Source organism: Sphingomicrobium arenosum (assembly GCF_026157085.1).
Lineage (GTDB): Bacteria > Pseudomonadota > Alphaproteobacteria > Sphingomonadales > Sphingomonadaceae > Sphingomicrobium > Sphingomicrobium arenosum.
In genome coordinates this window covers 1,262,559-1,286,334 of sequence record NZ_JANPVN010000001.1, presented here as the reverse complement: position 1 = coordinate 1,286,334, position 23,776 = coordinate 1,262,559, and the positions used below count along the sequence as shown (strand labels likewise).

28 protein-coding genes and 2 tRNA genes are annotated in these 23,776 nt (G+C 64.8%); 17 read left to right on the top strand and 13 right to left on the bottom strand.

Annotated features, from left to right (window positions below; all coding sequences use genetic code 11):
- Positions 1 to 134: 134 nt before the first annotated feature.
- Complete coding sequence (locus NUW51_RS06450; RefSeq protein WP_265563873.1) at positions 135 to 584, bottom strand: hypothetical protein; 450 nt, start codon at positions 582 to 584, stop codon at positions 135 to 137.
- A gap of 125 nt (positions 585 to 709) precedes the next feature.
- On the opposite strand from NUW51_RS06450, the gene NUW51_RS06445 reads away from it, so the two are divergent.
- Positions 710 to 919, top strand: a complete 210-nt coding sequence (locus NUW51_RS06445) for a helix-turn-helix domain-containing protein (RefSeq protein ID WP_265563871.1) — start codon at positions 710 to 712, stop codon at positions 917 to 919.
- On the opposite strand, the gene NUW51_RS06440 is transcribed toward NUW51_RS06445, so the two are convergent.
- From NUW51_RS06440 to NUW51_RS06430, 3 genes are all read right to left on the bottom strand, one after another.
- Positions 916 to 2,454 (bottom strand): DUF6538 domain-containing protein, encoded by a 1,539-nt coding sequence (locus tag NUW51_RS06440; protein WP_265563869.1) that lies wholly within the window; start codon positions 2,452 to 2,454, stop codon positions 916 to 918. The genes NUW51_RS06445 and NUW51_RS06440 overlap by 4 nt on opposite strands.
- A 90-nt stretch (positions 2,455 to 2,544) precedes the next feature.
- Positions 2,545 to 2,620, bottom strand: a tRNA-Ala gene (locus NUW51_RS06435).
- 70 nt (positions 2,621 to 2,690) lie between these two features.
- The gene (locus NUW51_RS06430; protein ID WP_265563868.1) at positions 2,691 to 3,005 is read right to left on the bottom strand and encodes an FYDLN acid domain-containing protein; all 315 of its coding nucleotides are present in this window, start codon (positions 3,003 to 3,005) and stop codon (positions 2,691 to 2,693) included.
- A 108-nt stretch (positions 3,006 to 3,113) separates the two neighbouring features.
- Here NUW51_RS06430 and cmk point away from each other — a divergent pair, with 108 nt between their 5' ends.
- The 6 genes from cmk to NUW51_RS06400 all read left to right on the top strand — a co-directional run bounded on the left by cmk (position 3,114) and on the right by NUW51_RS06400 (position 8,256).
- Positions 3,114 to 3,761 carry a (d)CMP kinase gene (gene cmk, locus NUW51_RS06425; protein ID WP_265563866.1) on the top strand — a complete coding sequence of 216 codons (648 nt, stop codon included), beginning with the start codon at positions 3,114 to 3,116 and terminating at the stop codon, positions 3,759 to 3,761.
- A 282-nt stretch (positions 3,762 to 4,043) separates the two neighbouring features.
- On the top strand, positions 4,044 to 5,741 hold the full coding sequence (gene rpsA, locus NUW51_RS06420; protein WP_265563864.1) for a 30S ribosomal protein S1: 1,698 nt from the start codon (positions 4,044 to 4,046) through the stop codon (positions 5,739 to 5,741).
- Between the two features lie 142 nt (positions 5,742 to 5,883).
- Positions 5,884 to 6,186, top strand: coding sequence for an integration host factor subunit beta (locus NUW51_RS06415; RefSeq protein WP_265563862.1), 303 nt, complete (start codon positions 5,884 to 5,886; stop codon positions 6,184 to 6,186).
- Positions 6,187 to 6,234: 48 nt separating this feature from the next.
- Positions 6,235 to 6,320: transfer RNA gene (locus NUW51_RS06410), tRNA-Leu, on the top strand.
- A gap of 21 nt (positions 6,321 to 6,341) precedes the next feature.
- A complete protein-coding gene (locus tag NUW51_RS06405) occupies positions 6,342 to 8,003 on the top strand; it encodes a putative bifunctional diguanylate cyclase/phosphodiesterase (protein WP_265563860.1) in 1,662 nt (553 codons plus the stop codon).
- A gap of 79 nt (positions 8,004 to 8,082) precedes the next feature.
- Entirely contained in the window at positions 8,083 to 8,256 is a 174-nt protein-coding gene (locus tag NUW51_RS06400) for a hypothetical protein (protein WP_265563858.1), read from the top strand.
- On the opposite strand, the gene NUW51_RS06395 is transcribed toward NUW51_RS06400, so the two are convergent.
- The gene (locus tag NUW51_RS06395; protein WP_265563856.1) at positions 8,246 to 9,541 is read right to left on the bottom strand and encodes an MFS transporter; all 1,296 of its coding nucleotides are present in this window, start codon (positions 9,539 to 9,541) and stop codon (positions 8,246 to 8,248) included. The two genes, NUW51_RS06400 and NUW51_RS06395, sit on opposite strands and share 11 nt — an antisense overlap.
- A 111-nt stretch (positions 9,542 to 9,652) precedes the next feature.
- Between NUW51_RS06395 and pgsA the strand changes: the two genes are divergently transcribed.
- Entirely contained in the window at positions 9,653 to 10,225 is a 573-nt protein-coding gene (pgsA, locus tag NUW51_RS06390) for a CDP-diacylglycerol--glycerol-3-phosphate 3-phosphatidyltransferase (RefSeq protein WP_265563853.1), read from the top strand.
- Positions 10,226 to 10,301: 76 nt separating this feature from the next.
- Positions 10,302 to 10,601, top strand: coding sequence for a hypothetical protein (locus tag NUW51_RS06385; protein WP_265563851.1), 300 nt, complete (start codon positions 10,302 to 10,304; stop codon positions 10,599 to 10,601).
- Here NUW51_RS06385 and NUW51_RS06380 read toward each other — a convergent pair.
- Entirely contained in the window at positions 10,572 to 11,489 is a 918-nt protein-coding gene (locus NUW51_RS06380; RefSeq protein WP_265563849.1) for a hydrogen peroxide-inducible genes activator, read from the bottom strand. The two genes, NUW51_RS06385 and NUW51_RS06380, sit on opposite strands and share 30 nt — an antisense overlap.
- A gap of 143 nt (positions 11,490 to 11,632) precedes the next feature.
- On the opposite strand from NUW51_RS06380, the gene NUW51_RS06375 reads away from it, so the two are divergent.
- From NUW51_RS06375 to NUW51_RS06360, 4 genes are all read left to right on the top strand, one after another.
- Positions 11,633 to 12,178: a peroxiredoxin gene (locus NUW51_RS06375; RefSeq protein WP_265563847.1), complete on the top strand. Its 546-nt coding sequence runs from the start codon at positions 11,633 to 11,635 to the stop codon at positions 12,176 to 12,178.
- A 123-nt stretch (positions 12,179 to 12,301) separates the two neighbouring features.
- Positions 12,302 to 12,823, top strand: a complete 522-nt coding sequence (locus tag NUW51_RS06370) for a carboxymuconolactone decarboxylase family protein (protein ID WP_265563845.1) — start codon at positions 12,302 to 12,304, stop codon at positions 12,821 to 12,823.
- Positions 12,824 to 12,930: 107 nt separating this feature from the next.
- Positions 12,931 to 13,617, top strand: coding sequence for a serine O-acetyltransferase EpsC (gene epsC, locus NUW51_RS06365; RefSeq protein WP_265563843.1), 687 nt, complete (start codon positions 12,931 to 12,933; stop codon positions 13,615 to 13,617).
- Positions 13,614 to 13,955: a DUF2794 domain-containing protein gene (locus NUW51_RS06360; protein ID WP_265563841.1), complete on the top strand. Its 342-nt coding sequence runs from the start codon at positions 13,614 to 13,616 to the stop codon at positions 13,953 to 13,955. The genes epsC and NUW51_RS06360 overlap by 4 nt, the downstream gene beginning before the upstream one ends.
- Here NUW51_RS06360 and NUW51_RS06355 read toward each other — a convergent pair.
- Positions 13,933 to 15,075, bottom strand: coding sequence for a hypothetical protein (locus tag NUW51_RS06355; RefSeq protein WP_265563839.1), 1,143 nt, complete (start codon positions 15,073 to 15,075; stop codon positions 13,933 to 13,935). The genes NUW51_RS06360 and NUW51_RS06355 overlap by 23 nt on opposite strands.
- Before the next feature lie 158 nt (positions 15,076 to 15,233).
- Positions 15,234 to 15,578, bottom strand: coding sequence for a glycine zipper 2TM domain-containing protein (locus NUW51_RS06350; protein WP_265563837.1), 345 nt, complete (start codon positions 15,576 to 15,578; stop codon positions 15,234 to 15,236).
- Positions 15,579 to 15,721: 143 nt separating this feature from the next.
- On the opposite strand from NUW51_RS06350, the gene NUW51_RS06345 reads away from it, so the two are divergent.
- Both NUW51_RS06345 and NUW51_RS06340 read left to right on the top strand, forming a co-directional pair.
- Positions 15,722 to 16,324 (top strand): SOS response-associated peptidase, encoded by a 603-nt coding sequence (locus tag NUW51_RS06345; protein ID WP_265563835.1) that lies wholly within the window; start codon positions 15,722 to 15,724, stop codon positions 16,322 to 16,324.
- A 14-nt stretch (positions 16,325 to 16,338) separates the two neighbouring features.
- Positions 16,339 to 16,791, top strand: a complete 453-nt coding sequence (locus NUW51_RS06340) for a hypothetical protein (RefSeq protein WP_265563833.1) — start codon at positions 16,339 to 16,341, stop codon at positions 16,789 to 16,791.
- Here the strand turns inward: NUW51_RS06340 and rsmD are convergent.
- Both rsmD and NUW51_RS06330 read right to left on the bottom strand, forming a co-directional pair.
- Positions 16,771 to 17,319, bottom strand: a complete 549-nt coding sequence (rsmD, locus tag NUW51_RS06335) for a 16S rRNA (guanine(966)-N(2))-methyltransferase RsmD (RefSeq protein WP_265563831.1) — start codon at positions 17,317 to 17,319, stop codon at positions 16,771 to 16,773. The two genes, NUW51_RS06340 and rsmD, sit on opposite strands and share 21 nt — an antisense overlap.
- Positions 17,316 to 18,125 (bottom strand): pseudouridine synthase, encoded by an 810-nt coding sequence (locus NUW51_RS06330; protein ID WP_265563829.1) that lies wholly within the window; start codon positions 18,123 to 18,125, stop codon positions 17,316 to 17,318. Before NUW51_RS06330 ends, rsmD begins: the two co-directional genes overlap by 4 nt.
- On the opposite strand from NUW51_RS06330, the gene NUW51_RS06325 reads away from it, so the two are divergent.
- The gene (locus tag NUW51_RS06325; RefSeq protein ID WP_265563827.1) at positions 18,124 to 18,573 is read left to right on the top strand and encodes a response regulator; all 450 of its coding nucleotides are present in this window, start codon (positions 18,124 to 18,126) and stop codon (positions 18,571 to 18,573) included. The genes NUW51_RS06330 and NUW51_RS06325 overlap by 2 nt on opposite strands.
- On the opposite strand, the gene NUW51_RS06320 is transcribed toward NUW51_RS06325, so the two are convergent.
- Positions 18,570 to 19,760 (bottom strand): aromatic ring-hydroxylating oxygenase subunit alpha, encoded by a 1,191-nt coding sequence (locus tag NUW51_RS06320; protein ID WP_265563825.1) that lies wholly within the window; start codon positions 19,758 to 19,760, stop codon positions 18,570 to 18,572. The two genes, NUW51_RS06325 and NUW51_RS06320, sit on opposite strands and share 4 nt — an antisense overlap.
- A gap of 80 nt (positions 19,761 to 19,840) precedes the next feature.
- Here NUW51_RS06320 and NUW51_RS06315 point away from each other — a divergent pair, with 80 nt between their 5' ends.
- The gene (locus tag NUW51_RS06315; RefSeq protein ID WP_265563823.1) at positions 19,841 to 21,550 is read left to right on the top strand and encodes an AmpG family muropeptide MFS transporter; all 1,710 of its coding nucleotides are present in this window, start codon (positions 19,841 to 19,843) and stop codon (positions 21,548 to 21,550) included.
- On the opposite strand, the gene NUW51_RS06310 is transcribed toward NUW51_RS06315, so the two are convergent.
- Both NUW51_RS06310 and accD read right to left on the bottom strand, forming a co-directional pair.
- On the bottom strand, positions 21,547 to 22,869 hold the full coding sequence (locus NUW51_RS06310) for a bifunctional folylpolyglutamate synthase/dihydrofolate synthase (protein WP_265563821.1): 1,323 nt from the start codon (positions 22,867 to 22,869) through the stop codon (positions 21,547 to 21,549). The two genes, NUW51_RS06315 and NUW51_RS06310, sit on opposite strands and share 4 nt — an antisense overlap.
- Positions 22,870 to 23,724 (bottom strand): acetyl-CoA carboxylase, carboxyltransferase subunit beta, encoded by an 855-nt coding sequence (gene accD, locus NUW51_RS06305; RefSeq protein WP_265563819.1) that lies wholly within the window; start codon positions 23,722 to 23,724, stop codon positions 22,870 to 22,872.
- Positions 23,725 to 23,776: the final 52 nt, after the last annotated feature.

The following is a 23,776-nucleotide window of genomic DNA, read 5'->3' as shown; positions in this document are numbered from 1 at the left end:
AGACCCGTAAGCCGATTTCAACGTGTCCGGTCGGCAGGTTTGATTTGATACCGTCATGAGAACAGACGCATCCGAACCGATCCGACCCGAACCGTGCGTGCTCCAAACACGTGCGCCATCTGTCTCATATTTCGTTACGAGGCGACGGCTCTCGCATTCTGATTGAGCGGGTGTTGCATGAAACGCCGACCGAGGATTTGGAAGAGCTCATAATCCGCGTCGTTCATGAGGCTCTGCTTTTTCGCAACCACAGCCAATGTGAAGCCGAGGGCGCGCCGGACGAGCTCCTGTTCCTGAGGGCGGCCACGCAAGTCGTCCATGCCGTAGGACAATGCTTCGATAGCCATGCCAGTCGCGGAAGGATTGGGCAGCAAGCGCCCGCCAATATATTTCTTCTCCCAAGGCGCGACGCCAGCCATCAACTGCGAGGCGAGAGCGGCTGTAGGGATGGAGGACATCTGAACGGGGGGAAGTCCTAGATAGCGACGGGAAGTCGCTTCTTTGTCTTCTTCCGTATCGAGCGCGATTGCGATGAGACGTATAGCCTCACGGCGTTGGCGTTTCTCCTTACCGAAACCAAACATGCAGCCCCCCCCGAAAACTTCCATCACCGAACCTCAAATGGGTCGTAAATGCCGTGGCCGAAAATCCACCACCGGGCAAGCTGTAATGCGTGCCAAGGGTATCGAAGAAACTAGACGCCGATTGCGTGCTGGAGCGGCTGGGAACGGCTGTGCGATCCGCGCGCAAGGAGGCTGGTTTCTCGCAGGAGGCATTGGCCGATGCGGCGGGCCTAGATCGTAGCCATATGGGCAAGATCGAACGCGGCGAGCGCAACGTCAGCGTATTGAACGTGGTGCGCATCGCCGACGCTCTGGAGTGCACGCCTTCCGAGCTTTTTAAGGCCGCAGAACTCTAGCTGTCAGCGGGGTCTGGAAGCGAGCCAGTCAGGCCCGGAACCGCGTAGGTCTTCATCGCTTCCACAAGCTGGTGATCCCAGCCCTCGCCATAATCGTCGGCTACGTCACGCGCGCTGTGCCCCATCAACTGGCGCTGCACACTATCGTCGATGGATGCCAGTCTGGCGTAGGTCTTGAAGGTGTGGCGGAAGGAATGGAAGACCATCCTTCGGTCGGTGACACCGCATATCTCGCGACGATACCTGCTCCAATGTTCGCCCCACTTTGCTGTCAGCCGCCCATATTTGTCCGGCTTTAGCTGCGGGAATAGACGGTCGGCGTTTCCGTGTTTCGCCTCCTTCACGTGCGCAATGAAGCCCAACCGCTCAAGCTCCGGGTGTACCGGAATGTACCGCTCGCTGTTGGCGTTTTTCAACTTGAGGTCGTCGGCTTCATCGCTTGTGACCCGTATGAACCATGCCGAACGTTCCTGGCCTTGTGCGTCGGGGTATTCGCGCTCTGTCACATCGATCAATCGAAGCTGGCCCAACTCTTCCAGCCGTGCCCCGGTGTATAGCGCGAGTAGGGGTAGCCAGTATGCCGCCTCCCCACGCAGCACGCTCGGGCGCTCACCCCTACTGAAAACGGGACTTGAGAAGATCGCCTTCAGGGCTGGCAGGTCAAAGGGGAGGCGAGCTTTTGTTTTACCCTTAGTCTCCTTGAGCTTCACCTTCGCCGCATGGTTCTCGGCGACCATGCCATTGTCGAACGCCCACTGCATGAGCGTTTGCAATCGAGACAGCTTCGTCCTGATGTTCTCGGTGGACTGGCCTTCTTCAACCAGCTTGTTCTTGAACGTGCGGAAGTCTTCAATTGTCAGGCTGGCCGCAGGCTTCGCGCCCACGCGCTCGTGAAACCAGCGAACAACTGCCTTGTGGGCGTCGATGGTCTTTTGCGCGGGCTTTCGCTCGGCCTTCCAGCCGTCGAGGATTTCGCCGTCGAGGGTCGCGGTCTTTAGATACGGTTCGGCAGGTGACAAGGTGACGCGGCGCGGATCAGCTGCCGCCTGCGCGAGTAATGCCGCCAGTTTGGCTTCAGCCGCATTCGCCCGCTCTTCCTGTTCACGCAGTAGGTCTTTCATCGCCGCTTCACGTTGCGGCAGAAAAGCGGACGGGCATTCGAGCTTCAAGCGGAGTTCGTCGCGATGGCTCTCTCGCGCAGCCCGGCGCTTGAAGCTTTCTTCGCGAGCGGCCTCCTCACGCCGCAGCCGTTCCTGTGCAAGCTGGGTAATGAAGTCGGCGTCGCCGTCGCTGGGGCTCGCCGAACTTTCGGCAGCCCGCACACTACAGGTGGACCATTCGAGGGACTTGCGCGCCTCGTCCAATTTTCGGTCGGTTTCCATGGCATGGAAGGTGCGAAGGCGTTTGGCCTTTTCGCGATCCTTGGTGCGTAGCGAGAAAGTGAACTCTCGCTTGCCGATGACGCTTTGAAGTTCTTTGGGGATGACGCGGCGGAAGTAGTAGGTCGAGCCGCGTTGATCTAGGTACAGGCACATGGGCTTACATCCTTACAAATGTAACACCCGCATGGGAAAAATGCCTTGTTTTCAGATGTCCCCCAACCTTTTCAGTTGGTTGGGGGAGGATGGTGGAGCCGAGGGGGATCGAACCCCTGACCTCTACAATGCCATTGTAGCGCTCTCCCAGCTGAGCTACGGCCCCAGAGCGTGGGCGTCGTTTAAAAGGTTTGAGCCGCGATGCAAGCCCAAAATTTCATCCCGACGCCTTCGCCTTAATTTTCGTCGGCGTCGTCGTCATCCTTGGTGACGGTCACGCCCGCATCGCCGGTGTCGAGATCGACATCGTCATCGGCGCTGCCGCCGTCATCGTCCTCGACATCGTCGAGATCGTCGCCCGCGAGATCGTCGTCCTTCTTCTTCTTGTCGTCGTCGTCGAAGGGCAGCGGCTGCTTGGACTTGAGCACGGGCTCGGGGATCCATTCGGCGCCGCATTCGATGCAGGTCACGGGTTCGTCATTGCCAAGGTCGTAGAAGCGGGTGCTGCACTTCGGGCAGGTCCGCTTGGTGCCCCATTCGGGTTTGACCATCTGTCTTCCTCTTATGTGGTGCGCTTCCGGGCACGATACCGCCGGCCGCGAATGTTCATCGGGCGGCGCCTTGCCATAGCGGACAAGCGCTGTCAAAGCCCTGTCACCATGGAACAGTCACAGCGCCTCCTCATCGCGGTCGACGGTCCTGCCGCGAGCGGCAAGGGGACCATCGCCAGGGCGCTCGCGCGCCACTACGACCTGCCGCATCTCGACACGGGGATGCTCTATCGCGGAGTAGCGCTCGCGCTATTCCGCTTCGGCGGCGATCCGGGCAATGCCTTCGAGGCGCGCCGCGCGGTCGAGGGGCTCGAGCAGATCGACCTCGGCGACGAGGAATTGCGCAGCGAGGTGATCGGCGAGATCGCGAGCCGCGTGTCGGCCTATCCCGGCGTGCGCGAGGCACTCCTCGAGCGGCAGAAACATTTCGCAGACCAGGAGGGCGGCGCGGTCCTCGACGGGCGCGACATCGGCACCGTCATCTGCCCCGATGCCGATGCCAAGCTGTTCGTGACGGCCAGCCCCGAGGTGCGCGCCGAGCGGCGCTTCAGGGAGATCGAGGGGCGGGGCATCAAGGTCAGCCTCGAGGATGTCCTCGCCGACATTCGTGCGCGAGACGAACGCGATGCGGGGCGCGACAATGCGCCCTTGGTGCAGGCCGAGGACGCGGTGCTCCTCGACACCAGCGCCATGGGCGTCGAGGACGCCATCGCGGCGGCGGTGCGGGCGGTCGAGACGGCCCGAGGAAACACTTGAGAAAATAGCCATTTGCCGCTACAGCGCGCCCGTCCAGCGAGCCGGTCGGTTCGCGGAAGGCCCGTCTCCAGCGTCAAGTGACGGACGATAAAGGCATTTTTGCCGATCGTTTCGTTCGCCGATACACGCTGTCGCAGCCTTCCGTGTCCATCGGGTCAACGGATGCCGCTCTCGGGATGGTCCCGGAGCGGGATTGGATCAGGTTTGTCCAAGTCCGCAAGGAGAAGGCGCTCCCGTGGTGGGAGACCGGCGGCAAACCCAGAGACGAAAGAAGTGAACTTTATGGCCGATACGGCTTTCCCGACGCGCGACGATTTCGCCGCGCTTCTCAATGAAAAACTCGGTGGCGAAGACGAAGGCTTCGAAGGCAAGGTCGTCACCGGCAAGGTGACCGGCATCGAGAACGACCTCGCGGTCATCGACGTGGGTCTGAAGAGCGAAGGCCGCGTCCCGCTGCGCGAATTCGCCGCCCCCGGCCAGAAGGCCGAAATCAGCGTCGGCGACGAAGTCGAAGTCTATGTCGACCGCGTCGAGAACGCCAATGGCGAAGCGATGCTGTCGCGTGACCGTGCGCGCCGCGAAGCTGCCTGGGACAAGCTGGAAAAGCAGTTCGAGGCCGACGAGCGCGTCGAGGGCAACATCTTCGGCCGCGTGAAGGGCGGCTTCACCGTCGACCTCGGCGGTGCGGTGGCCTTCCTTCCGGGCAGCCAGGTCGACATCCGCCCCGTGCGCGACGTCACCCCGCTGATGGACATCCCGCAGCCGTTCCAGATCCTCAAGATGGACCGTCGCCGCGGCAACATCGTCGTGTCGCGCCGCGCCATCCTCGAGGAAACTCGCGCTGAGCAGCGTAGCGACCTCATCCAGAGCCTCACCGAAGGCCAGGTCATCGAGGGCGTCGTCAAGAACATCACCGATTACGGCGCCTTTGTCGATCTCGGCGGCATCGACGGCCTGCTCCACGTCACCGACATCAGCTACAAGCGCGTCGGTCACCCGAGCGAAGTTCTCGAGATCGGTGCCAAGGTTAAGGTGCAGATCATCCGCATCAACCGCGAGACCCAGCGCATCAGCCTCGGCATGAAGCAGCTCGAAGCCGATCCGTGGGAAGGCGCCTCGGCCAAGTATCCGATCGACGCCAACTTCACGGGCCGCGTGACGAACATCACCGAATATGGTGCCTTCGTCGAACTCGAGCCGGGCATCGAAGGCCTCGTCCACGTTTCGGAAATGAGTTGGACCAAGAAGAACGTCCACCCGGGCAAGATCGTCTCGACCAGCCAGGAAGTCGAGGTCAAAATCCTCGAAGTCGACGAGGAAAAGCGTCGCATCTCGCTCGGCCTCAAGCAGGCCCAGTCGAACCCGTGGCACGACTTTGCCGACAAGTTCCCGGTCGGCACCGAAGTGGAAGGCGAAGTCAAGAACGCCACCGAATTCGGTCTCTTCATCGGCCTTCCGGGCGACGTCGACGGCATGGTCCACATGTCGGACATCGCCTGGGGCGTGTCGGGCGAGGAAGCGCTGCAGCTCCACCACAAGGGTGAGACGGTCAAGGCCGTCGTTCTCGACGTCGACGTCGAGAAGGAGCGCATCAGCCTGGGCATGAAGCAGCTCGAACGTGGCGGCGTGTCGGCCGATGCCGACGGCGTCAAGAAGGGCGAGACGGTCACTGTCACCGTCCTCGACGTGCGCGACGGCGGCCTCGAAGTGCAGGCCGGCGACGATGGCGCCATCGGCTTCATCCGCCGCTCGGACCTTGGCCGCGACCGCGACGAACAGCGTCCGGAGCGTTTCCAGGTCGGCCAGAAGTTCGACGCGCTGGTCACCGGCTTCGATCGTTCCAAGAAGCCCAACTACTCGATCAAGGCGCTGCAGATCTCGGAAGAGAAGCAGGCCGTGGCCCAGTACGGTTCGTCGGATTCGGGTGCCAGCCTCGGCGACATCCTCGGCGAAGCGCTGAAGCAGAAGGACGACAAGTAAGTCGCCCCTTCCCGTTTCGGGATGAAAAAATTCGGGGCGGTGCGAGCAAGGGCTTGCACCGCCCCGTTTTTTTTCCCAATCCTGTGCCCAGATGATCCGCCGGGGGGCGGAGCGATGTGTAATTACGGGGGATGAGAACCGCATGATCCGTTCGGAACTGGTGCAAAAGATCTGCCAGGATTTTCCTGACCTGACGCAGCGCGAAGTGGAAGCCGTCGTCGCCGGGCTCTTCGACAGCATCATCGAGCAACTGGCCGATGGCGGCCGCGTCGAACTTCGCGGTTTCGGTGCCTTTTCGACGCGCCAGCGCGATGCGCGCACCGGGCGCAACCCGCGCACCGGCGATCCCGTCGATGTCGCCGCCAAGCGCGTGCCCTATTTCAAGCCGGGCAAGGAAATGCGCGAGCGGCTCAACTTAAACGCACAGCGCGCAGACAACGATTAAGTCGAACGAGCGGGCCTGAGCGCCACACCGGGTCCGCATCTTGAGGTTGCGGACGTGGCGGAATGGTAGACGCTGCCGACTTAAAATCGGCTTCCCGTGAGGGAGTGCGGGTTCAAGTCCCGCCGTCCGCACCACCCATCGCGAGAGGTATCGCGATGACCTATCATGTTGTGCGAAATCTTAACCACTTCGCGGCCATGACGGTCAGCATGAGTGGGCATGACGACATCGGTGCGCTGCAGCGCTTGCGACGCGCGCTTCGCGGCCACCGCGACTGGCTGACGCTGGCGATCCTCGTCGGCGCGGTCATCCTATTCATCGTCAATGGTGCCAGCTTCTTCGTGCGACTGAGCGAAGGGCTCGACGGCGTGACCGCCGACCTCAAGGTGACGACGGTCACGCTGGTCCTCAATGTCGCCCTGATCCTGTTCGGCTGGCGCTATTATGTCGACGTCCAGCAAGAGATCCAGCGGCGCGAAGATAGTGAGCGCCATGCCCGGCAGCGCGCCTCGATCGATGGCATGACAGGGCTGGCCAACCGCAAGGGTTTTTCCGAGATCGGCGCGCGGGTGAACACGGACGCTGCGGTGAGCCATGTCGCGGTCGTCTCGCTCCAGCTCAATCGCTTCAAGTCGATCAACGAGCGCCATGGCTTCGACCTTGGTGATGAACTGCTGCGCCAGATCGCCGCCGAGATTGGCAAGTTGGCAGGCGAGGATCGCAGCGCGGCGCGCGTCGCGGGCGATGAATTCGCGCTGATCGTCGTCACGCGCGAAACCAATCTCGACCTCGAGCGGATTGAAAGCGTCGCACAGGCTATGCTCGACAGCGCCAGCCGCCCCTTCGAGATCGACGGCAAGATGATCCAGGTCGGCGCTCATGTCGGCATCGCGGTCGCGGGCCGCGGCGAGATGCGGGCGCGCGCCCTGCTGCGCCGCGCCGACATCGCGCTCGCCGAGGGCAAGGCCGGACGGCTCGCCCGCCCGGTCTGGTTCGACGATGGCATGGAGCGCGAGCTGATCGCGCATTCGGAGCTTGAACAGGGCATCCGCGCCGGGATCGACGCCGGCCAATTCCTGCCGCATTTCGAGCCCCAGGTGGACCTTGCGACCGGACGCGTGACGGGGTTCGAGGTGCTGTCGCGCTGGGACCATCCGCTGGCCGGCATGATCGGCCCCGACCGATTCATCCCGGTGGCCGAGGAACATGGCCTTGTCGGCGCGTTGACCGAACATGTCTTCCGCATCGCGATGAAGCGCGCGCTCGAATGGCCCGAGGCCATCGACCTGTCGATCAACATCGCGCCGTCGCAGCTGGGCGATGGCTGGCTGGCGCAAAAGCTGGTGCGATTGCTGGTCGAGACCGGTTTTCCGGCCGAGCGACTGATCGTCGAGATTACCGAAAGCTCGCTCTTCTCGGACCTCGAGATGGCGCGTAACGTGATCGTCAGCCTCAAGAACCAGGGCATCCGCATCGCGCTCGATGATTTCGGCACCGGCTTTTCCAGCCTGTCGCACCTGCGCGCACTGCCCTTCGACATGATCAAGATCGACCGCAGCTTCGTCTCCTCGCTCCACGAGGATCGCGAGAGCCGGGCGATCGTGCGCGCGGTGACGACGCTGGCGCAGGCGCTCGACATTCCGGTGACGGTGGAGGGCGTCGAGACGGCGCGCGCCCATGCCATGGTCATGGAAATCGGCTGCCAGAAGGGGCAGGGCTGGTATTTCGGCAAGCCCATGACCGCCGACCAAGCCGAACAATTGCTGCGCCACGGCGATGCCGACGCCTCGCAGGCGGGTGCGCAGCAGCGCGCCTGAGGCCGGAACCGTCCCGCGCCGGGACAAGCGTTACCGATAAGTTTGCCCAAAAGGTAAACCGCGCGTTAGGACTCTCGACATGGAGTCGACGAGCCGCCTTGCCTTCGATGAATTCCTCCGCAGCCTGCGGAGCGCTTATCGCGCGACCTTTGCGGTGCTGTGCGAAAAGGAATTGGCGCGCGCCGAGGACATTCGCCTGTTCGGCATGACCTTCGCGGCGGGTTTCATGTTCACCACGCTTTTCATTGCCTGAACCGGGCGACGCGGCGGCCTAGCCAGGCGGCGAGCAGGGCGACGGCGACGATGCCCACGAGGCTGTCGGTGATCGACACGCCCGCCTGAATCGCGAGAGTGAGCGCCACGCTGCCCACCACCATCAGCCCCGAGTTGACGATATTGTTGACCGCCACCGCGCGCGCGGTGAGGGCGGGGGGGATGCGGGTGGTGAGATAGGCGTAGAGCGGGACGACGAAGGCGCCCCCCATGATTGCGAGGCCGAACAGGTCGATTCCGACCCCGAGCCCGCCGGTCGCCGAGAGAAAGTCGCGAAGCCCGAGGAGCTCGGGCCCCGGGACCCAGTCGTGAAGGCGGCGGTAGAGGTCGGCGGCGAACAGCGCCATGCCGATCGCGGCGGGCGCGGCGAAGCGGGCTGAGACCTCACCGCCGAGCAGTCGGTTGACTCCGACGCTGCCGAGCGCGACGCCGATCGAGAAAATGGCGAGAAAGGCGGTGGCGACGCTTTCATCGCCGCCCAGTGCATTCTTCACCAGTGGCGGGAATTGGGCGAGCAGCACTGCGCCCAGCGCCCAGAAGATGCTGATCGCCCAGATGGCGCGGCGCGCCTCGCCATGCGCCATGACCTCGCGCGTGATGGCGACGGAGGCGCGCAGCACGTTCCAATCGGGCCGCGCCCCGGCGGCGTCGCCCTGCGGCGGTGCGGGGGGCACGAAAGCAGCGGCGAGGCGGCCCAGGAGCGCGACCGCGAGGATGGCGATGGCCGCACGGCTGCCGTCGACCGCGCCCGAGGAGGCGCCCGCCACCAATGCGCCGCCTGCCAATGTCCCGCCGAGGATGGCGACATAGGTGCCCGCCTGGACGAGCCCGGTGCCCCCCAGCACCTCGTCGGCGGCCAGGTGCTGGGGCAAAAGCGCATATTTGATCGGGCCGAAGAAGGCGGACTGGAGCCCGGTCGCGGCCAGCGTGCCGAGGAGGAGCGGCACGCTCTGGAAGAGTAGCCCGGCGGCCCCGCAGGCCATGATGAGGATTTCCGCGCTCTTGATGCGGCGGATCATCAGCGCCTTGTCGCGGCTGTCGGCAAGGCTGCCCGCGAAGGCCGAAAAGAGCATGAAGGGGAGGATGAACAGGCCGCCAGCCACCGCCGACAGGCTCGCCTCGGCGCTGGCATCGTCATAGATGCCGAAGATCACCAGCAGCACCATCGCGGTGCGAAAGAGATTGTCGTTGAAGGCGCCGGCGAACTGGACCGCGAAGAGCGGGGCGAAGCGGCGGTGCCCGAGGAGGGCGAGGCTGGGTTTCATATGCGGTCGTTCCCCCGTGGCGACTGCCCGCCTTCAAAGCCCAAGCTCGGGCAAAGGGCAAAAAGAAATTGCCGCGCCGCGCGGACTGTGCCTAAGGTCGGCCCCGAAACGATGCTGACGCTCCCCAACCTTCTCACGCTCTCGCGCATCTTTGCGGTGCCCATCCTCGTGTGGCTGTTGTGGAGCCCGAGCCCGCTCGATTATCTCATCACCTTCGTGCTCTACAGCCTTGTCGGGGTGACCGACTATATCGACGGCTATCTGGCGCGCGCGCAGGGCCAGATCAGCCGTCTGGGCCAGTTCCTCGACCCTATCGCCGACAAGATCATGGTCGCGGCCGTGATCATCATGCTGGTCGCGACGCGCCGCGTGGCGGACGAGCCCGAGCCGGTCATCGCGGGGCTGACGATCATTCCCGCGCTGGTCATCCTCCTGCGCGAGATCATCGTGTCGGGGCTGCGCGAATTTCTCGGGCCCTTGAACGTGTCGGTGCCGGTCAGCCGGCTCGCCAAGTGGAAGACGACCCTGCAGATGGTGGCGCTGGGCGCGCTCATCCTCGGCGGTGGCTTCCCGAGCGAACTGTGGATCCATCAGGTCGGCGTCATCAGCCTCTGGGGCGCGGCGATCCTGACCATGATCACCGGTTACGATTACCTCCGCGTCGGCCTCAGGCACATGGACTGAGCCTTCGCCGGGCTTTGACTTTTCAGTGAAAATGCGGCCTCATGCCTCGGTCATCGCGATCGGGAGAGGATTGAGGATGCACAGAAGCGAAATCGACAGTCTCCACGCCGGACAGGCGCATTGGGTCCCCTGCGTTCGCGCGCCGCGACGCGACTGGGAGGCGATGCCCGGGTGCCACAAGGAAGCGCGCTACCTCGTCGACCGGCGCACCATGCGCCCCAGCAGGGAGCGTTTTCCGACCTTCGACAGCCGCGCCGAATGCTTGTCATGGATCATGCGTCACCGCAGCGAACTCAACGCGTCGATGCCCGACGCGCCGATCCGTGCGGTGCGGCTCGACATGTGGCTATTGGGCCTCGACCAGCTCCCCGGCTAGTTCGGCCAGCGCCCCGCCCAGCATCGTGAATTCCTCGTGCCGTGGGCTGCCGCGACGCCACGCAAGCGCGATGGCGCGGGTGCCATGGTCGCTTTCTAGCGGACGCGCCTCGATGTCGGTATGCTCGATGATCCCCGCCGACAGCGCCATTTCGGGAATGAAGGTGAGGCCGAGGCCGTTGTCGACCAATTCGACGAGCGTATGCAGACTTGTTGCCATCATGGTTGCCGAGGCGCGGATCTCGGGCCGGTTGCAGGCGGCCAGCGCATGATCCTTCAGGCAGTGGCCGTCCTCGAGCATGAGCAGGCGCCCTTCCTCGATGAGGCGCGGCGGGATCGACTTGAGGTCGGGCGCCTCGCCCTTGGGATAGGCGATGAAGAGCCGGTCGGCGAACAGCTCGACATGATCGACGTCGCCGCAGGGAAAGGGCAAAGCGAGCAGCACGCAATCGAGCTGGCCGCGGTGGAGCGCCTCGCAGCTCGCCTGGCTGGTTTCCTCGCGCAGGAAGAGCCGGAGGTCGGGGTAGCGTTGGCGTAGGTGCGGGAGCACGCGTGGCAGCAGGAAGGGCGCGATGGTCGGGATGACGCCGAGCCGAAGGTCGCCCGACAGCGGCTTGCCCTCGGCGGCGGCAAGGCCCGCCAGCGCCTGTGTCTCTCGCAGCACGTCGCGCGCTTGGGCCGCGATCTTTTCGCCCAGCGGGGTGAAGCGGACGACGCGGCGCGTACGCTCGACCAGCACCGTGCCGAGCAGCGTTTCCAACTCGCGGATGCCCGCCGACAGCGTCGATTGGGTCACGAAACAATGTTCGGCGGCGCGCCCGAAATGGCCATGTTCATGGAGCGCGATCAAATATTGAAGTTGCTTGATGGTGGGCAGGTGGACGGCCATTTTTCCTCATCGACTGATTCGATCAATCTCATTGATATTAAGCGATTGAAGCTCGCACAATCCCCCCTATATCGGGGCTCGAACGCACGGTGCTGCGATGCAGCATCTCTCATCGAAACTTAAAAAATCGGAGTTTTCCGCTCATGCTTACCATTGGCGATCGCTTTCCCTCGCTCACCGTTCCCGTCCAACAGGGCACTGACCAGCTTCCCGCCGACGAGACGCTCGATCTCGGCGAAACCAATGGCAAGTGGAAGGTCCTCTTCTTCTGGCCGAAGGATTTTACCTTCGTCTGCCCGACCGAAATCGTCGGATATGGCGAACTCGCCGAAGACTTCGCCGACCGTGACGCGGTGCTGATCGGCGCGTCGACCGACACCACCCACGTCCACTTCGCGTGGCGTCGTTCGGACGAGCAGCTGGCCAATGCCGATTTCCCGTGGATCGCCGATGCCAACCAGAAGCTGGCCCGCGAGCTCGGCATCCTCAACGAGGAAGAGGGCGTCGCCTATCGCGCCACCTTCATCGTCGATCCCGACAACATCATCCAGCACGTGACGATCAACGGCCTCAACGTCGGTCGCAACCCCGCCGAGGCGCTGCGCGTGCTCGACGCGCTGCAGACCGACGAGCTGTGCCCGTGCAACTGGACCGAAGGCGACGAGGTGCTGAAGCCGCAGGCGGCCTAAGCCTTCGATGATAGTTCTGGCGGCTGTCCACCCCCGGCGGCCGCCAACCTGCGGGGCGGGAGCGCATCACCCCCAAGTCCAGCGCTTCCGCCCCCTTTTTGTCTAAAATCCGAGGAGACAAGCATGTCCGCTCTCAAGGAATTTGCCGGTGCGATGCCGGCCTATGCCAAGGATCTCAAGCTCAACCTGTCCTCGCTTCTGACCGAGCAGGGTCTGCGCGATGAACGCAAGTTCGGCCTGCTGCTCGCCTGCGCCCACGGCACCGGCTACAAGCCGCTGGTCGAGGCCGCCGAGGCCGATTGCGCGGCCAAGCTCGACGGCAAGATGGCCGATGCGGCGCGCGGCGCGGCGGCGGTGATGGCGATGAACAATGTCTATTATCGCTTCACGCACCTTGCCGGGAACGAGAATTACGCCGCCATGCCCGCCAAGCTCAGGATGAACATGATCGGCACGCACGGCGTGGCCAAGGAAGAGTTCGAGCTCTTCAGCCTAGCGGTCAGTGCGATCAACGGCTGCGGCCTGTGCATCGACAGCCATGAAAAGGTGCTGATGAAGCACGACGTCAAAGAGGTCGACATCCAGACCGCGGTGCGGATCGCGGCGGTGATGAAGGGTCTCGCGACGGTTCACGCGACGCTCTAGCAACCCGCTGTCGACCAAGGCCCGGGGGCTCCTTTCGGGCGCCCCCGGCTTTTCTATTGTTGCCCGCGCTCCTACATTGGCGCGAACGACACTCGGAGATTATCGGCTTGTTCAGCTCGCTCATCGACTATCTCGACAGCATCAAGAAGCGCGATCCCGCGGCGCGCAGCCGTTGGGAAGTGCTCTTCTATCCCGGCGTGCTGGCGCTCGGGCTGCACCGGCTGGCCCATTGGCTTTGGGGCGGCAAGCTCTATTTCCTCGGCCGGATGGTGAACCATTTCGCGCGCTTCGCGACGGGGATCGACATCCATCCGGGTGCGATCGTCGGCCGACACCTGTTCATCGACCATGGCTTCACGGTGATCGGGGAGACCGCCGAAATCGGCGATGGCGTCACGATCTACCAGTGCGTGACGCTGGGCGGCACCAATCCCTTCGACGGGGTAGCGGGCAAGCGCCATCCGACGCTCGAGGACGGGGTGGTGATCGGGTCGGGCGCGCAGGTGCTGGGCCCCATCACGGTCGGCAAGGCCGCGCGCATCGGGGCCAACGCGGTGGTGACCAAGGATGTGCCGGTGGGCGCGACGATGGTCGGGCCGGTGGCGCGGCCCATCCCGGTCAAGGCCGAGCAGGTCGGCGGCTTCATGCCCTATGGTACGCCGTGCGAGGAGCTGACCGATCCGATGCAACAGCGACTGTGCCAGATGGAGCGCGAATTGAAGCAGCTTCGCGCCGAGGTCGTCAGCCGCCGCAAGGAGAGCGGCGAGGATGAAGAGGATAGCCGCCGCGCATGAGTGTGGTGACGCCTTTTCCGCAAGGACGGGGCGGCGGCCAGGTCGGCTGGGAGCGGCTCGAATTCCTTACTATCATCGACCTTTATGGGCGCATGGTCGCGGCGGGGCATTGGCGTGACTATGCCATCCGGATGGACAAGGATGTCGCGGTCTTCGCGGCCTTTCGCCGGGCGGCAGAACGGCCCGAGATCCGCATCGAAAAACGCCCCGCGCTTCGTCAGCGGCAGGGCGTTTACGCACTCTTCGGCGAGCAGGGTCAGGTGCTCAAGCGGGGCCAGGAGTTGAAGAATGTCCTGGCCCCGATCGAGCGTCGCCTCATGCGGCTGGTTCGGGACTGATCGCGGGCGCAGCTGTGACCCCGTGAAGGTCGGGTAGGCGAGCCTGCATGCCAGCGGGCAGCGCCGTAACGAGCTTGGTGCGCGCCTGGTGCCAAAAGGCCGAGAGCAGGAGCAGCGCCGAGCCGATCACCAGCGCGGTGAGCGCGATGTTGAGTTCGACCGCGCCGAACTCCTTGAACATCTCCGACAAGGCGATCAGCACATATGCCAGCGCCGAAACGAGCAGCGCGCGGCGGTCGATCGCCAGCGCCGCGAGGCCGAGCGCGACATAGAGCGCGATGACGAGGAGCCCTTCGCCCACGGTCGCATTGCCGTCGTTGAGGCCGAGCAGCGTGAACACCGAATGGACGATCATCGGCGCGGCGGCGAGGTGGAGCCAGAAGGCGACGTCGCTGCGGCGCGTAACGCGCGCGGGATCGCTTGCATCCCATTTCATCGCGAAGGCGAAAATGGCGATGCCGAGGACGAGCGCGGTGACGAGCATGATGTTCATCATGGCCGCATCGCTGACGTTCCCGGCGAGCGCTGCGGCAACGATCATGCCAATGATGCCCGCGACTGCAACCGCGCCGACCGCGACGGTGATGGGGACACGGAAGCGCTTCCAGTGGATGAAGGCCGCAACGGCAGCGGTGGCCGCCCCCAGCGCGCCGACGAGCGCGAGGATGCGCTCGCCCGTATTGCCGGTCAGCCGATCACCCAGCATGGCATCGGCGATCAGCGCATAGGCCGAGCCCGCGGCCCAGAAGGTGCCGATCACGAAGGCGAGGAGGAAGAGGATCGAGGGCAGCGCCATGCGGCGCTTGGCGGTGAAGTAGAGCGCGAGGCCCCAGGCGGAGGCGGCGATCATGCCGCCCGCGAGCGGCGAGGGGCCGTTGCCCTCGAGCACCAGCCCGCTCTGGTCGCCGAGCCACTGGCCGATCCAGCCGAGCGCGAAGAAGAGGATGCCGCCCGCGACGGCGACGAAAATATCGTTGAAGCCCGTGATGAGGCGGAAATGCTCTTCATCGACCAGGCTCGAGGAGCGCTGGCTGGCGACGAAGGCGCGCAGCGCATTGGCGCTTTGGGACGTGATGGCGCCGGCGGCGACCGCATCGTCCAATTCCTGTTGGCTGTACATAAACTCCCCCCTTTGAGGTTGAACTCGCCCAGTCCTGCTCCTACTGTATTAGAATGTCAATACAGCGATACCCTTTGGGATGGTCGCCAAGAGCGAACGGCGCGCCCGGACGGTGGGGGGAAAGCCCGGGCGCGCCTGCCGTCGTCGCTCCTAGGGGGTCAGCGACAACGGTAGGTGTCGCGGTTGACGACCTTCTGGTCGACCGCCTTGCCAATCAGCGCGCCGGCCGCGGCGCCGATCACGGTACCGGCGGTGCGATCTCCGCCCGTGTCGATCGCGCGTCCAAGGAGCACGCCGCCCGCCGCGCCGACGATGAGCCCGGTGGTGCCGTCCGATTTGCGGCAACGATAACGTCCCTGGTCGTCGAGCCAGACGTTGCCGTCATAGCCAGCGATACGCTGATGGCCGTGCTGGTGCCGCTTGGGATGCGCCATGGCGGGGGTGGCGACGAGGCTGGGGACGATGAGGCTGGCGGCGAGCGTGGCGATGGTGAGACGCGACATGAAATCCTCCTTTTGGACGCGATGGAGCCCTGCGTTGCGCGGGCGAAAATGAATCGCCAACAACGAAATGGCCGGGTTAACCGTTACCCTGGTGGCTTTACGACGAGCCGAGTTCGCCAACCCGTCGGATCGCAGGAGGGTGTATGTGCAATCTCTATCGCATGACCGCCGGGGTCGACGAGATGAAGCGCCTGTTCGGCAGTTTCGAGGGCGATCGCGCCAATGTCGCGGCATTGGACGAGATCTATCCCAAATATGCGGCCCCCGTCTTGCGGCAGGGCGAGGCGGGGCTGGTGCTCGAGGAGATGGAATGGGGCTTTCCCGGGCCCAAGGCGGCGGGCGGACGGCCCGTCACCAATGTGCGCAACCTGTCATCGCCCTTCTGGCGCTCGGCGCTGGCCACTCCCGAGCGGCGCTGCCTCGTCCCCGTCAGGCGTTTTTCCGAATGGAGCGCCAAGCCCGACCCGGCGACGGGGCGCAAGGTGAAGCATTGGTTCGGCCTGCCGCCCGAGGAAGGGCGCGACCGACTGTTTGCCTTCGCTGGCCTGTGGCGGCCGGGCGAGGAGCGGCCCTATTACGCCTTTCTGACCTGTGCGCCCAACGACATGGTTGGCGCGGTCCATCCCAAAGCGATGCCGGTCATGCTCGACGCGGACGATCATGCGCAATGGCTGTCGGGCAGCGTGGAGGAAGCCTGCGCGTTGGTGCGACCCTATCCCGATCACAAGATGACCCAGTTCGCCTGAGAAAGGAGCCTTGAATGGCCAAGAAGGACAAGAAGAAGAACGAGATCCTCGACGAGGCGGAGGCGCAGAAGCGCGCGGCCAAGAAGGCGAAGAAGAAAGCAAAGAAGGCCGAGAAAGCCGAAAAGGTGCGCGTCGCCGAGCGCGTCGACGGGGAGGATGACGGCGAGGACAAGCCTAACAAGAAGGGCAAGGTCGACGAGGGGCTGGAGGCGATCGGCAAGCTGGTCGATCATCCGCTGGTTGCCGACATCGTCGCAGCGGGCGCGGTGGCGGCGGTGGCGAGCCTTGCCGAACGTCAGGTCACGCGCGCGCGTGGCTCGGCGGGCGGGTCGAAGGACACGCTGAAATTTGCCGGCAAGGCGGCGGCCGCCGCAATGGGCAAGCGCTTCATGGCCGAGATGGACGCCGCCAAGGCCAAGGCCGCGGCCAAGCGCAAGGACGAAGGCTCAGGGAGCGAAGAAGAGTAAGGACAGGCGCGCGCGCCCGACCTTGCGATCCTTGGCCAGCGTATAGGGACCGGGCGCGGCGATCGCTTCCTTGGCGTCGGTCTCGATCGCCAGCCAGCCCCCGGGGGCGAGCCAGCCCGCCTTGGCGACGGCTGCGACGACCGCATCGCCGCTGCCCGGTTGATAGGGCGGATCGGCGAGGATGACATCATAGGGACGCGTCGGCGCGGGCAGCGCGAGCGCGGACGAGGACAGGATATTGGCCTGCCCCGCCAGCCCGAGCGCGTCGAGATTGGTCTCGATGGCGCGGCGGGCGGCGGCGTCATGATCGACGAAGGTGGCGCGGTGCGCCCCGCGCGAGAGCGCTTCGATGCCGAGCGCGCCCGAGCCTGCGAAAAGGTCGGCGACCTGCAATTCGCCAAAGCCACCGATGCGGCTGGTCAGCATGGAGAAGAGCGTCTCGCGCGCGCGGTCGCTGGTCGGGCGCGTGGCCTGGCCTTCTGGCGCCGCAAGAGGTCGCCCGCGATACTGGCCGGCGATGACCCTCACAATGTCTTCCGGAAATCGCGGATGGTGTCGCGGTCCACTTCGTACAGCTGGCCCTTGTCCAATCCTTCGACGGTGAAGGGGCCATAAGCAACGCGAATGAGCCGCGAGACTTCCATGCCGAGCCATTCCAGCACGCGGCGCACTTCGCGGTTCTTGCCCTCGGTCAGCGTCATCTCGATCCACTGATTGTCGCCCTTAGAACGCTCGAGATTGGCGTCGATCGAGCCATAGCGAATACCCTCGATCTCCACCCCTTCGGCGAGCGATTCGAGCTGGTCCTGGTGGACGTTGCCGAAGGCGCGGGCGCGATAGGTGCGCGGCACGCCGGTCGCGGGCAGTTCGAGCTCGCGCTTGAACTCGCCGTCATTGGTCATAAGCAACAGACCCTCGGTATTATAATCGAGGCGTCCGACCGGCATCAGACGCGGAATTTTGGGCCCAGTCGGAAGCGTGTCGTAAATCGTGCGCCGCCCCTTAGGATCGCGCGTCGCGGTGAGGCAGCCGCGCGGCTTGTAGAAGGCGAACAGGCGGGTCTGTTCGGTGCGCTGCACCGGCTGGCCGTCGACGGTCACGCCCTTCAAATTCTTGAGCAGCGTCGCAGGCGTGTCGAGCGTCTTGCCGTCGATGGCGATGCGCCCGTCGGCGATCATCCGCTCGACCTCGCGGCGCGAGGCGACCCCGGCCCGCGCGAGCAATTTGGCGATGCGCTGCTCCTCGCGCTCGGGCGCCGCACTTTTCTGCCTTTTCGGCGCGGACTTTACGGAACCGGAACGGGGGTTGCGGCGCTTGTTGTCTGATGGCTTCATGCCGCTCTCTCTAGGGACCAACACTCTGTTCGGAAAGACAAAGCGCGCGATTTCTCGCATCCTCGTCGTGGAGGACGAACCCTTGACCGCGTTCGACAACGAACAGCGGCTCGAACGGCTGGGCTATGTCGTGGTCGGTACGCGCGACAATTACGAGGATGCGCGGCGCGATATCGAGTTCGAAAAGATCGACCTCGTCCTCGCCGACATCCAGTTGGCGGGCGACAAGAGCGGCATCGACGTTGCCGAGATCGCGGCCGACAAGGGCATCCCCGTGCTGTTCGCCACCGGCAACCCGCCGACCGAATGCAGGGTCTATGCACTGGGAAGCCTCGAAAAGCCCTATACCGATCGCCAGCTCAAGGATGCGATCGCGGCGATTGACAGCATTGTCGCGGGCAAGAATTTCAAGGCGGTGAAGGGGCTCAGACTCTACGTCACGCCCTAGGGGCTTTGGTCTTCGAGCCGCGCATCGCAGGTGGCATGAAAGTCGGCGACGCCGGCTTCCAGGGTGCCGAGCAGCATGTCCTCGCGATGCCCCGCCTCTACCCCGCGCTGGCACAGCGCGGCAGCGCGAAAATCCTCGCCCCCGAAGGTGTGCTTGTCGAGCAGGTCCCAGCTCTTCTGCCAGCGCGGGCGCATCGCGGCGGCATCGGCGTCGCCCGGCACCAACATGACATTTTCCACCTTGCAGCGTCCGACCCCGTCGGGGTGGATGAAGAGGATGTTTACATAGTCGGGGCTGACCACGATGATGGCATTGGGGAAGAGCTGGTAGGTGAAGGTCATCGTCTCGCGCACCGCCGCCCAATCGTCGAGATCGACCGCTTGCGCATGGTCGGCGCGCCCGACGATGAAGCGCTGGTGCGGGCCGATATGATCGGCGACGCTGACCCCGTCGGCGAAGAAGTCGCCGATCGAGCGGGCGTGCAGGCGCTTGACGTGATAGCCCTCGCAAAAGGCATCGACGACCATCTTCCAGTCGGCCGCGACCTCGTGCGTGGCGCGCTCGAACAGGGCCATGGCGGGCAGTCCGATGGCGTCGAGATCGGGGGCGAGAGGTTCGATCTCGGCGAAGTCGGACGCGGCGCCGGGCGTGCCGATGCACCAGATGATGCCGCCCACCTCGACCGCCGGATAGCGGCTGAGCGCCTGTCCTTCCTTGCAGAAGCCGGGGAAGCTGTCGGGGCGGGGCAGGGCGCGCAAGGTGCCGTCGGCGGTGTAGGTCCAGGCGTGATAGGGACAGATGATCTTCTTCGCCGGACGTACTTCGTCATCCTCGACGAGGCGGGTCGCGCGGTGGAGGCAGCTGTTGGCAAGGACGTGCACCTCGCCATCGCCATCGCGGCTGACGATAAGGTCGAGCCCCGAGAGGTCGTGGCGCACGCACTGGTTGGGCTCCAGGAGCGCGGTAGGCGCGAGCGCGAAGGGGGCGCGGTGAAAGAAGCTGTCGATCTCGCGCGCATGGCGCTCGGGGTCGACATAGCGCTTCGTGTCGATGCGTTTTACGCCCTCGCCGACGCTATGGTCGCCCGCCAGCATCGCCTGTGCGAGCGCGCATTGGCCGGGGGTCATGGTGGGGCGACGAGGGGTGTCCATGCGGCGCAGCGTGCGCCCGTCGCGGCGGCTTCGCAAGTCAGCGCGGGTTAACCCCCTTTTCCGCAGCGTCCCGGCTCTCTAGCGTGGCGACCAACAGGATTAGTGAAGGAAGTAGCATGGCCGACGACTCGACAGCGCAGAAGCCCGGATGGCGCGATTTGTTGCGCTCGCTGCGCCACACGAAGACCGTCTACATGCTGCTGTTCGGCTTTGCCGCGGGCCTGCCTTATGCGCTGGTCATGGGGGCGCTCTATGCGTGGCTGTCGGAGGCCGAGGTCGACCTCGAGACGATGGGCGTCTTCTCGCTGATCGGGCTTGCTTATGCGTTCAAGTTCCTCTGGTCGCCCGCACTCGATCGCGTCGATCTGCCGCTGCTCAAGCGGCTCGGGCACCGCAAGCAGTGGATCGTGACGGCCCAGATCCTGATCGGCGTCTGCCTGCTCATCCTGTCGATCCTCGATCCGGGCTCCCAGCTCGGGTTGTTCAGCCTGCTCGCCGGTCTGATTGCCTTTGCTTCCGCGACGCAGGATGTGGTCATCGATGCCTGGCGCGTCGACGTCGCCGACGAGGTCGCGACGATCGACATCCTCTCGACCATCTACCAGATGGGCTATCGCCTCGCCGCGCTGGCGGGCGGTGCGCTGGCGCTCATCATCGCCCAGCGGATCGGGTGGCCGCAGACCTATGCGATCTTCGGCGGCACCATCTTCGTCATCGGCCTGCTCGGTATCCGCGCGCCCGATAGCCGGCGCACGACCGACCAGATCGAGGCGGCCGGCGCCGAACTCGACGCCCTGCGCCAACCGGGTCAGCTGACGCCGCGCGTTCGCAAGACCGCCTTTGCCATGATCGGCGTATTGTGGGGCATCGCGCTGACCCTCGTGCTCGTCTTCATGGTGCGCAGCCTCACTGCCAGCCCCGATGAGCGCAACCAGTCCTATGAGTGGATCATGAGCCAGGGGCCGATCATTATCCTGTCCACCATCGTGATCCCCGGATTGATCGCCGCCTGGCTGGTGCGCCAGCAAAAGAATGGAAAGCATGTGCTGACCGAGCCTGCGCCGGCGACGAGCGGCGGCGAGCGGCTGATCGATTTCGGCTATCGCGCGCTGGTGCTGCCGCTGACCGAGATCATCGGGCGCTTGGGCTCGGCGGCGATCCTCGTCATCGCGCTGATCCTCACCTACCGTATCTGCGATGCCATCTGGGGCAGCTTCGCCTATCCCTTCTATCTGGGCGAATTGCAGTACACGAACGACGAGGTCGCGATCGCGTCGAAGTTCTTCGGTGTCGGCGCGCTCCTCCTCGGGCTCGCCATCGGCGGGGCGCTCCTGACGCTGATCGGGCGGATGGCGGCGCTGACCTTCGGTGCCTTGATCGCGGCGCTGACCAATTTGCTATATGCCGATCTCGCCGTCGGCGGCGCGACCATGCAGGCGGTGTCCGACGCGACGGGCTTTACCTGGCTGGTCACGCATCTGGGCGGCGATGACCGCCTAGCCAAGCTGATGGTCACCATCGCGGGCGAGAATTTGGCCGTTGGCATCGCGGGCGCGGCGTTCGTCGCCTATCTCTCGAGCATCGTCGCCAAGGGCTATAGCGCGGTCCAATATGCGCTGCTTTCCAGCCTCGCGCTGCTCGTGGGCACGCTAGGTCGCGCGCCCTTGGGGCAGCTGATCGAGGAAATCGGCTATTACAACGTCTTCCTCATCACGACCGCCATCGGCGGGGTCGCGGTGGTGCTGTGCCTGATCGAATGGGCGCGGCAGAAGCGGCTCGGCACCGCCGACCAGAATGCGCCACCGCCCGAGGTCGAGTTCGCCTAGCCCGGGATCGAGCCGTCGGCGGCGAGGATCTGGCCGACGAGATAGAGCGAGCCCAAGACGACGACTTGCCGGTAGGTTTCGTGCGAAAGGGTGCGCGCGAGCGAAAAGGCTTCCTCGATCGACCCGGCGGCGAGGCTGTCGTCGCGGCCCAGCACCTCGTCGGCGATCGACGCAAGCGCGGCAGGGTCGTGGCTGTCATGACCCACGATCGGAACGGCAATCAGGCGCGCGGCCTTGTCCTTGAACGGCGCAAGGATGGCGCGCGGGTCGCGGTTGGCAAGAATGCCCACGACCAGCAGGCTGTGCGGTCCCGGCGGCACGCCGAGCGAGGCGCGGGCGAGCCATAGGGCGGCATCTTCATTATGCGCACCATCGACGAAGATCGGTTGGGAAAAATCCGATGCGAGGCGTCCGGTCAGCCGCTGCATCCGGCCTGGCCAGCTCGCGCTGCTCCCGCCCTTCACGACGTCGTAAGCCGTGACGCGGTCCTGCGCGTGGAGCATCGCGGTGGCGAGGGCCCAATTATTCGCTTGGAAACCCCCGAGCGACAATTCGGGCACCTCGATGCGCCCGCGATGGTCGATATAGGTCAGCGGGCCGCGATCCTGTTCGAGCGCATAGTCGCGAAGGGGGCGGATGACGGTCGCCCCGGCTTCGACAGCTTGCTGCTCGATCCGGTCGAAGACGGGGCGGGTGCCATAGCCCAGCACGAGCGGCACACCGGGCTTGGCGATGCCGGTCTTCTCGGCTGCGATCTTTTCGATCGTGTCGCCGAGCCAGCGCTGGTGATCGAGGCCGATGGTCGAGATGCCGCAGACGGCGGGCCGGGGCACGATATTGGTGGCATCGAAGCGCCCGCCCATGCCGGTCTCGAGCAGCAGGGCATCGGCGGGCTTGCGCGAGAAAGCGAGAAAGGCGGCAGCCGTCGTCGCCTCGAAAAAGCTCGGCTGAAGCTTATTGGCTTCGACCGCGTCGAGCACTTCGGCGAGGAGCGGGGCGAGGGCGCTGTCATCGATCAGCGCACCGCCGAGGCGGATGCGCTCGTTGAAGCGGACGAGGTGCGGCGAGGTGAAGACGTGGACACAGCTACCGCCCGCCTCGAGCGCGGAGCGCAGGAAGGCGAGCGTGGAGCCCTTGCCGTTGGTGCCCGCAAGGTGAAAGACGGGTGGGAGCGAGAGATGCGGATCGCCGAGCGCCGCGCACAGATCGAGAATGGGTTCGAGCTGCTGGACGCCGCGATCGCCACCATGTCCTAACGCTTCGAGCCGGTCGAGTTGACGCTGAACGGCCGGATCGTCCGACCGCGCCCCGTCCTTCATCTAGGCAGCGTCCTCGGCCTGCGGCGCGAGGTAGCCGACCAGCGTTGCCAGTCGTTCCTTCAGCGCGTGACGATGCACCACCATGTCGAGCATGCCGTGATCGAGCAGATATTCGGCGCGCTGGAAGCCCTCTGGAAGCTTTTCGCGAATGGTCTGTTCGATGACGCGCTGGCCGGCAAAGCCGATGAGCGCGCCGGGTTCGGCGAGCTGCACGTCGCCGAGCATCGCATAGCTCGCGGTGACGCCGCCGGTGGTGGGATCGGTCAGCACGACAATATATGGCAGTCCGGCCTCGCGCAGCTGCGCCAGCGCGACGGTGGTCTTGGGCATCTGCATGAGGCTCAAGATGCCCTCCTGCATCCGCGCACCGCCCGCGGCGGTGAAGAGGATGTAGGGCACGCGGCGCTCAATTGCGGCGCGAATGCCGGCGACGATCGCAGCGCCCACGGCGATGCCCATCGAGCCGCCCATGAAGGCGAAATCCTGCACCCCGACGACGACCGATGCGCCGTCGATCTTGCCATAAGCATTGATGAGCGCATCGCGTTCGCCCGTCTTGGCGCGCGCCTGCTTCATGCGGTCGGGATACTTTTTGGTATCGCGGAACTTGAGCGGATCCTCGCGCACCTCGGGGCTGGGGAGAATCTCGGGGGCGGCGTCGAAGAGTTGTTCGAAACGCTCCTTCACGCCGATGCGGTCATGATGCTCGCAGCGCGGACAGACGTAGAGATTCTCGGCCCACTCCTTGGTGAAGATCATGCTCTCGCACTTCTTGCACTTGTGCCACAGCTGATCCTCGCTCTGCCGCTTGGGCAGGAAGGGGATGCCGTTACGGACGCGGTCGATCCAGCTCATAAACTCGTCTCTCCAATCTGGCTGGCGGGGCTACAAGAGGCAGCCCCGCCTG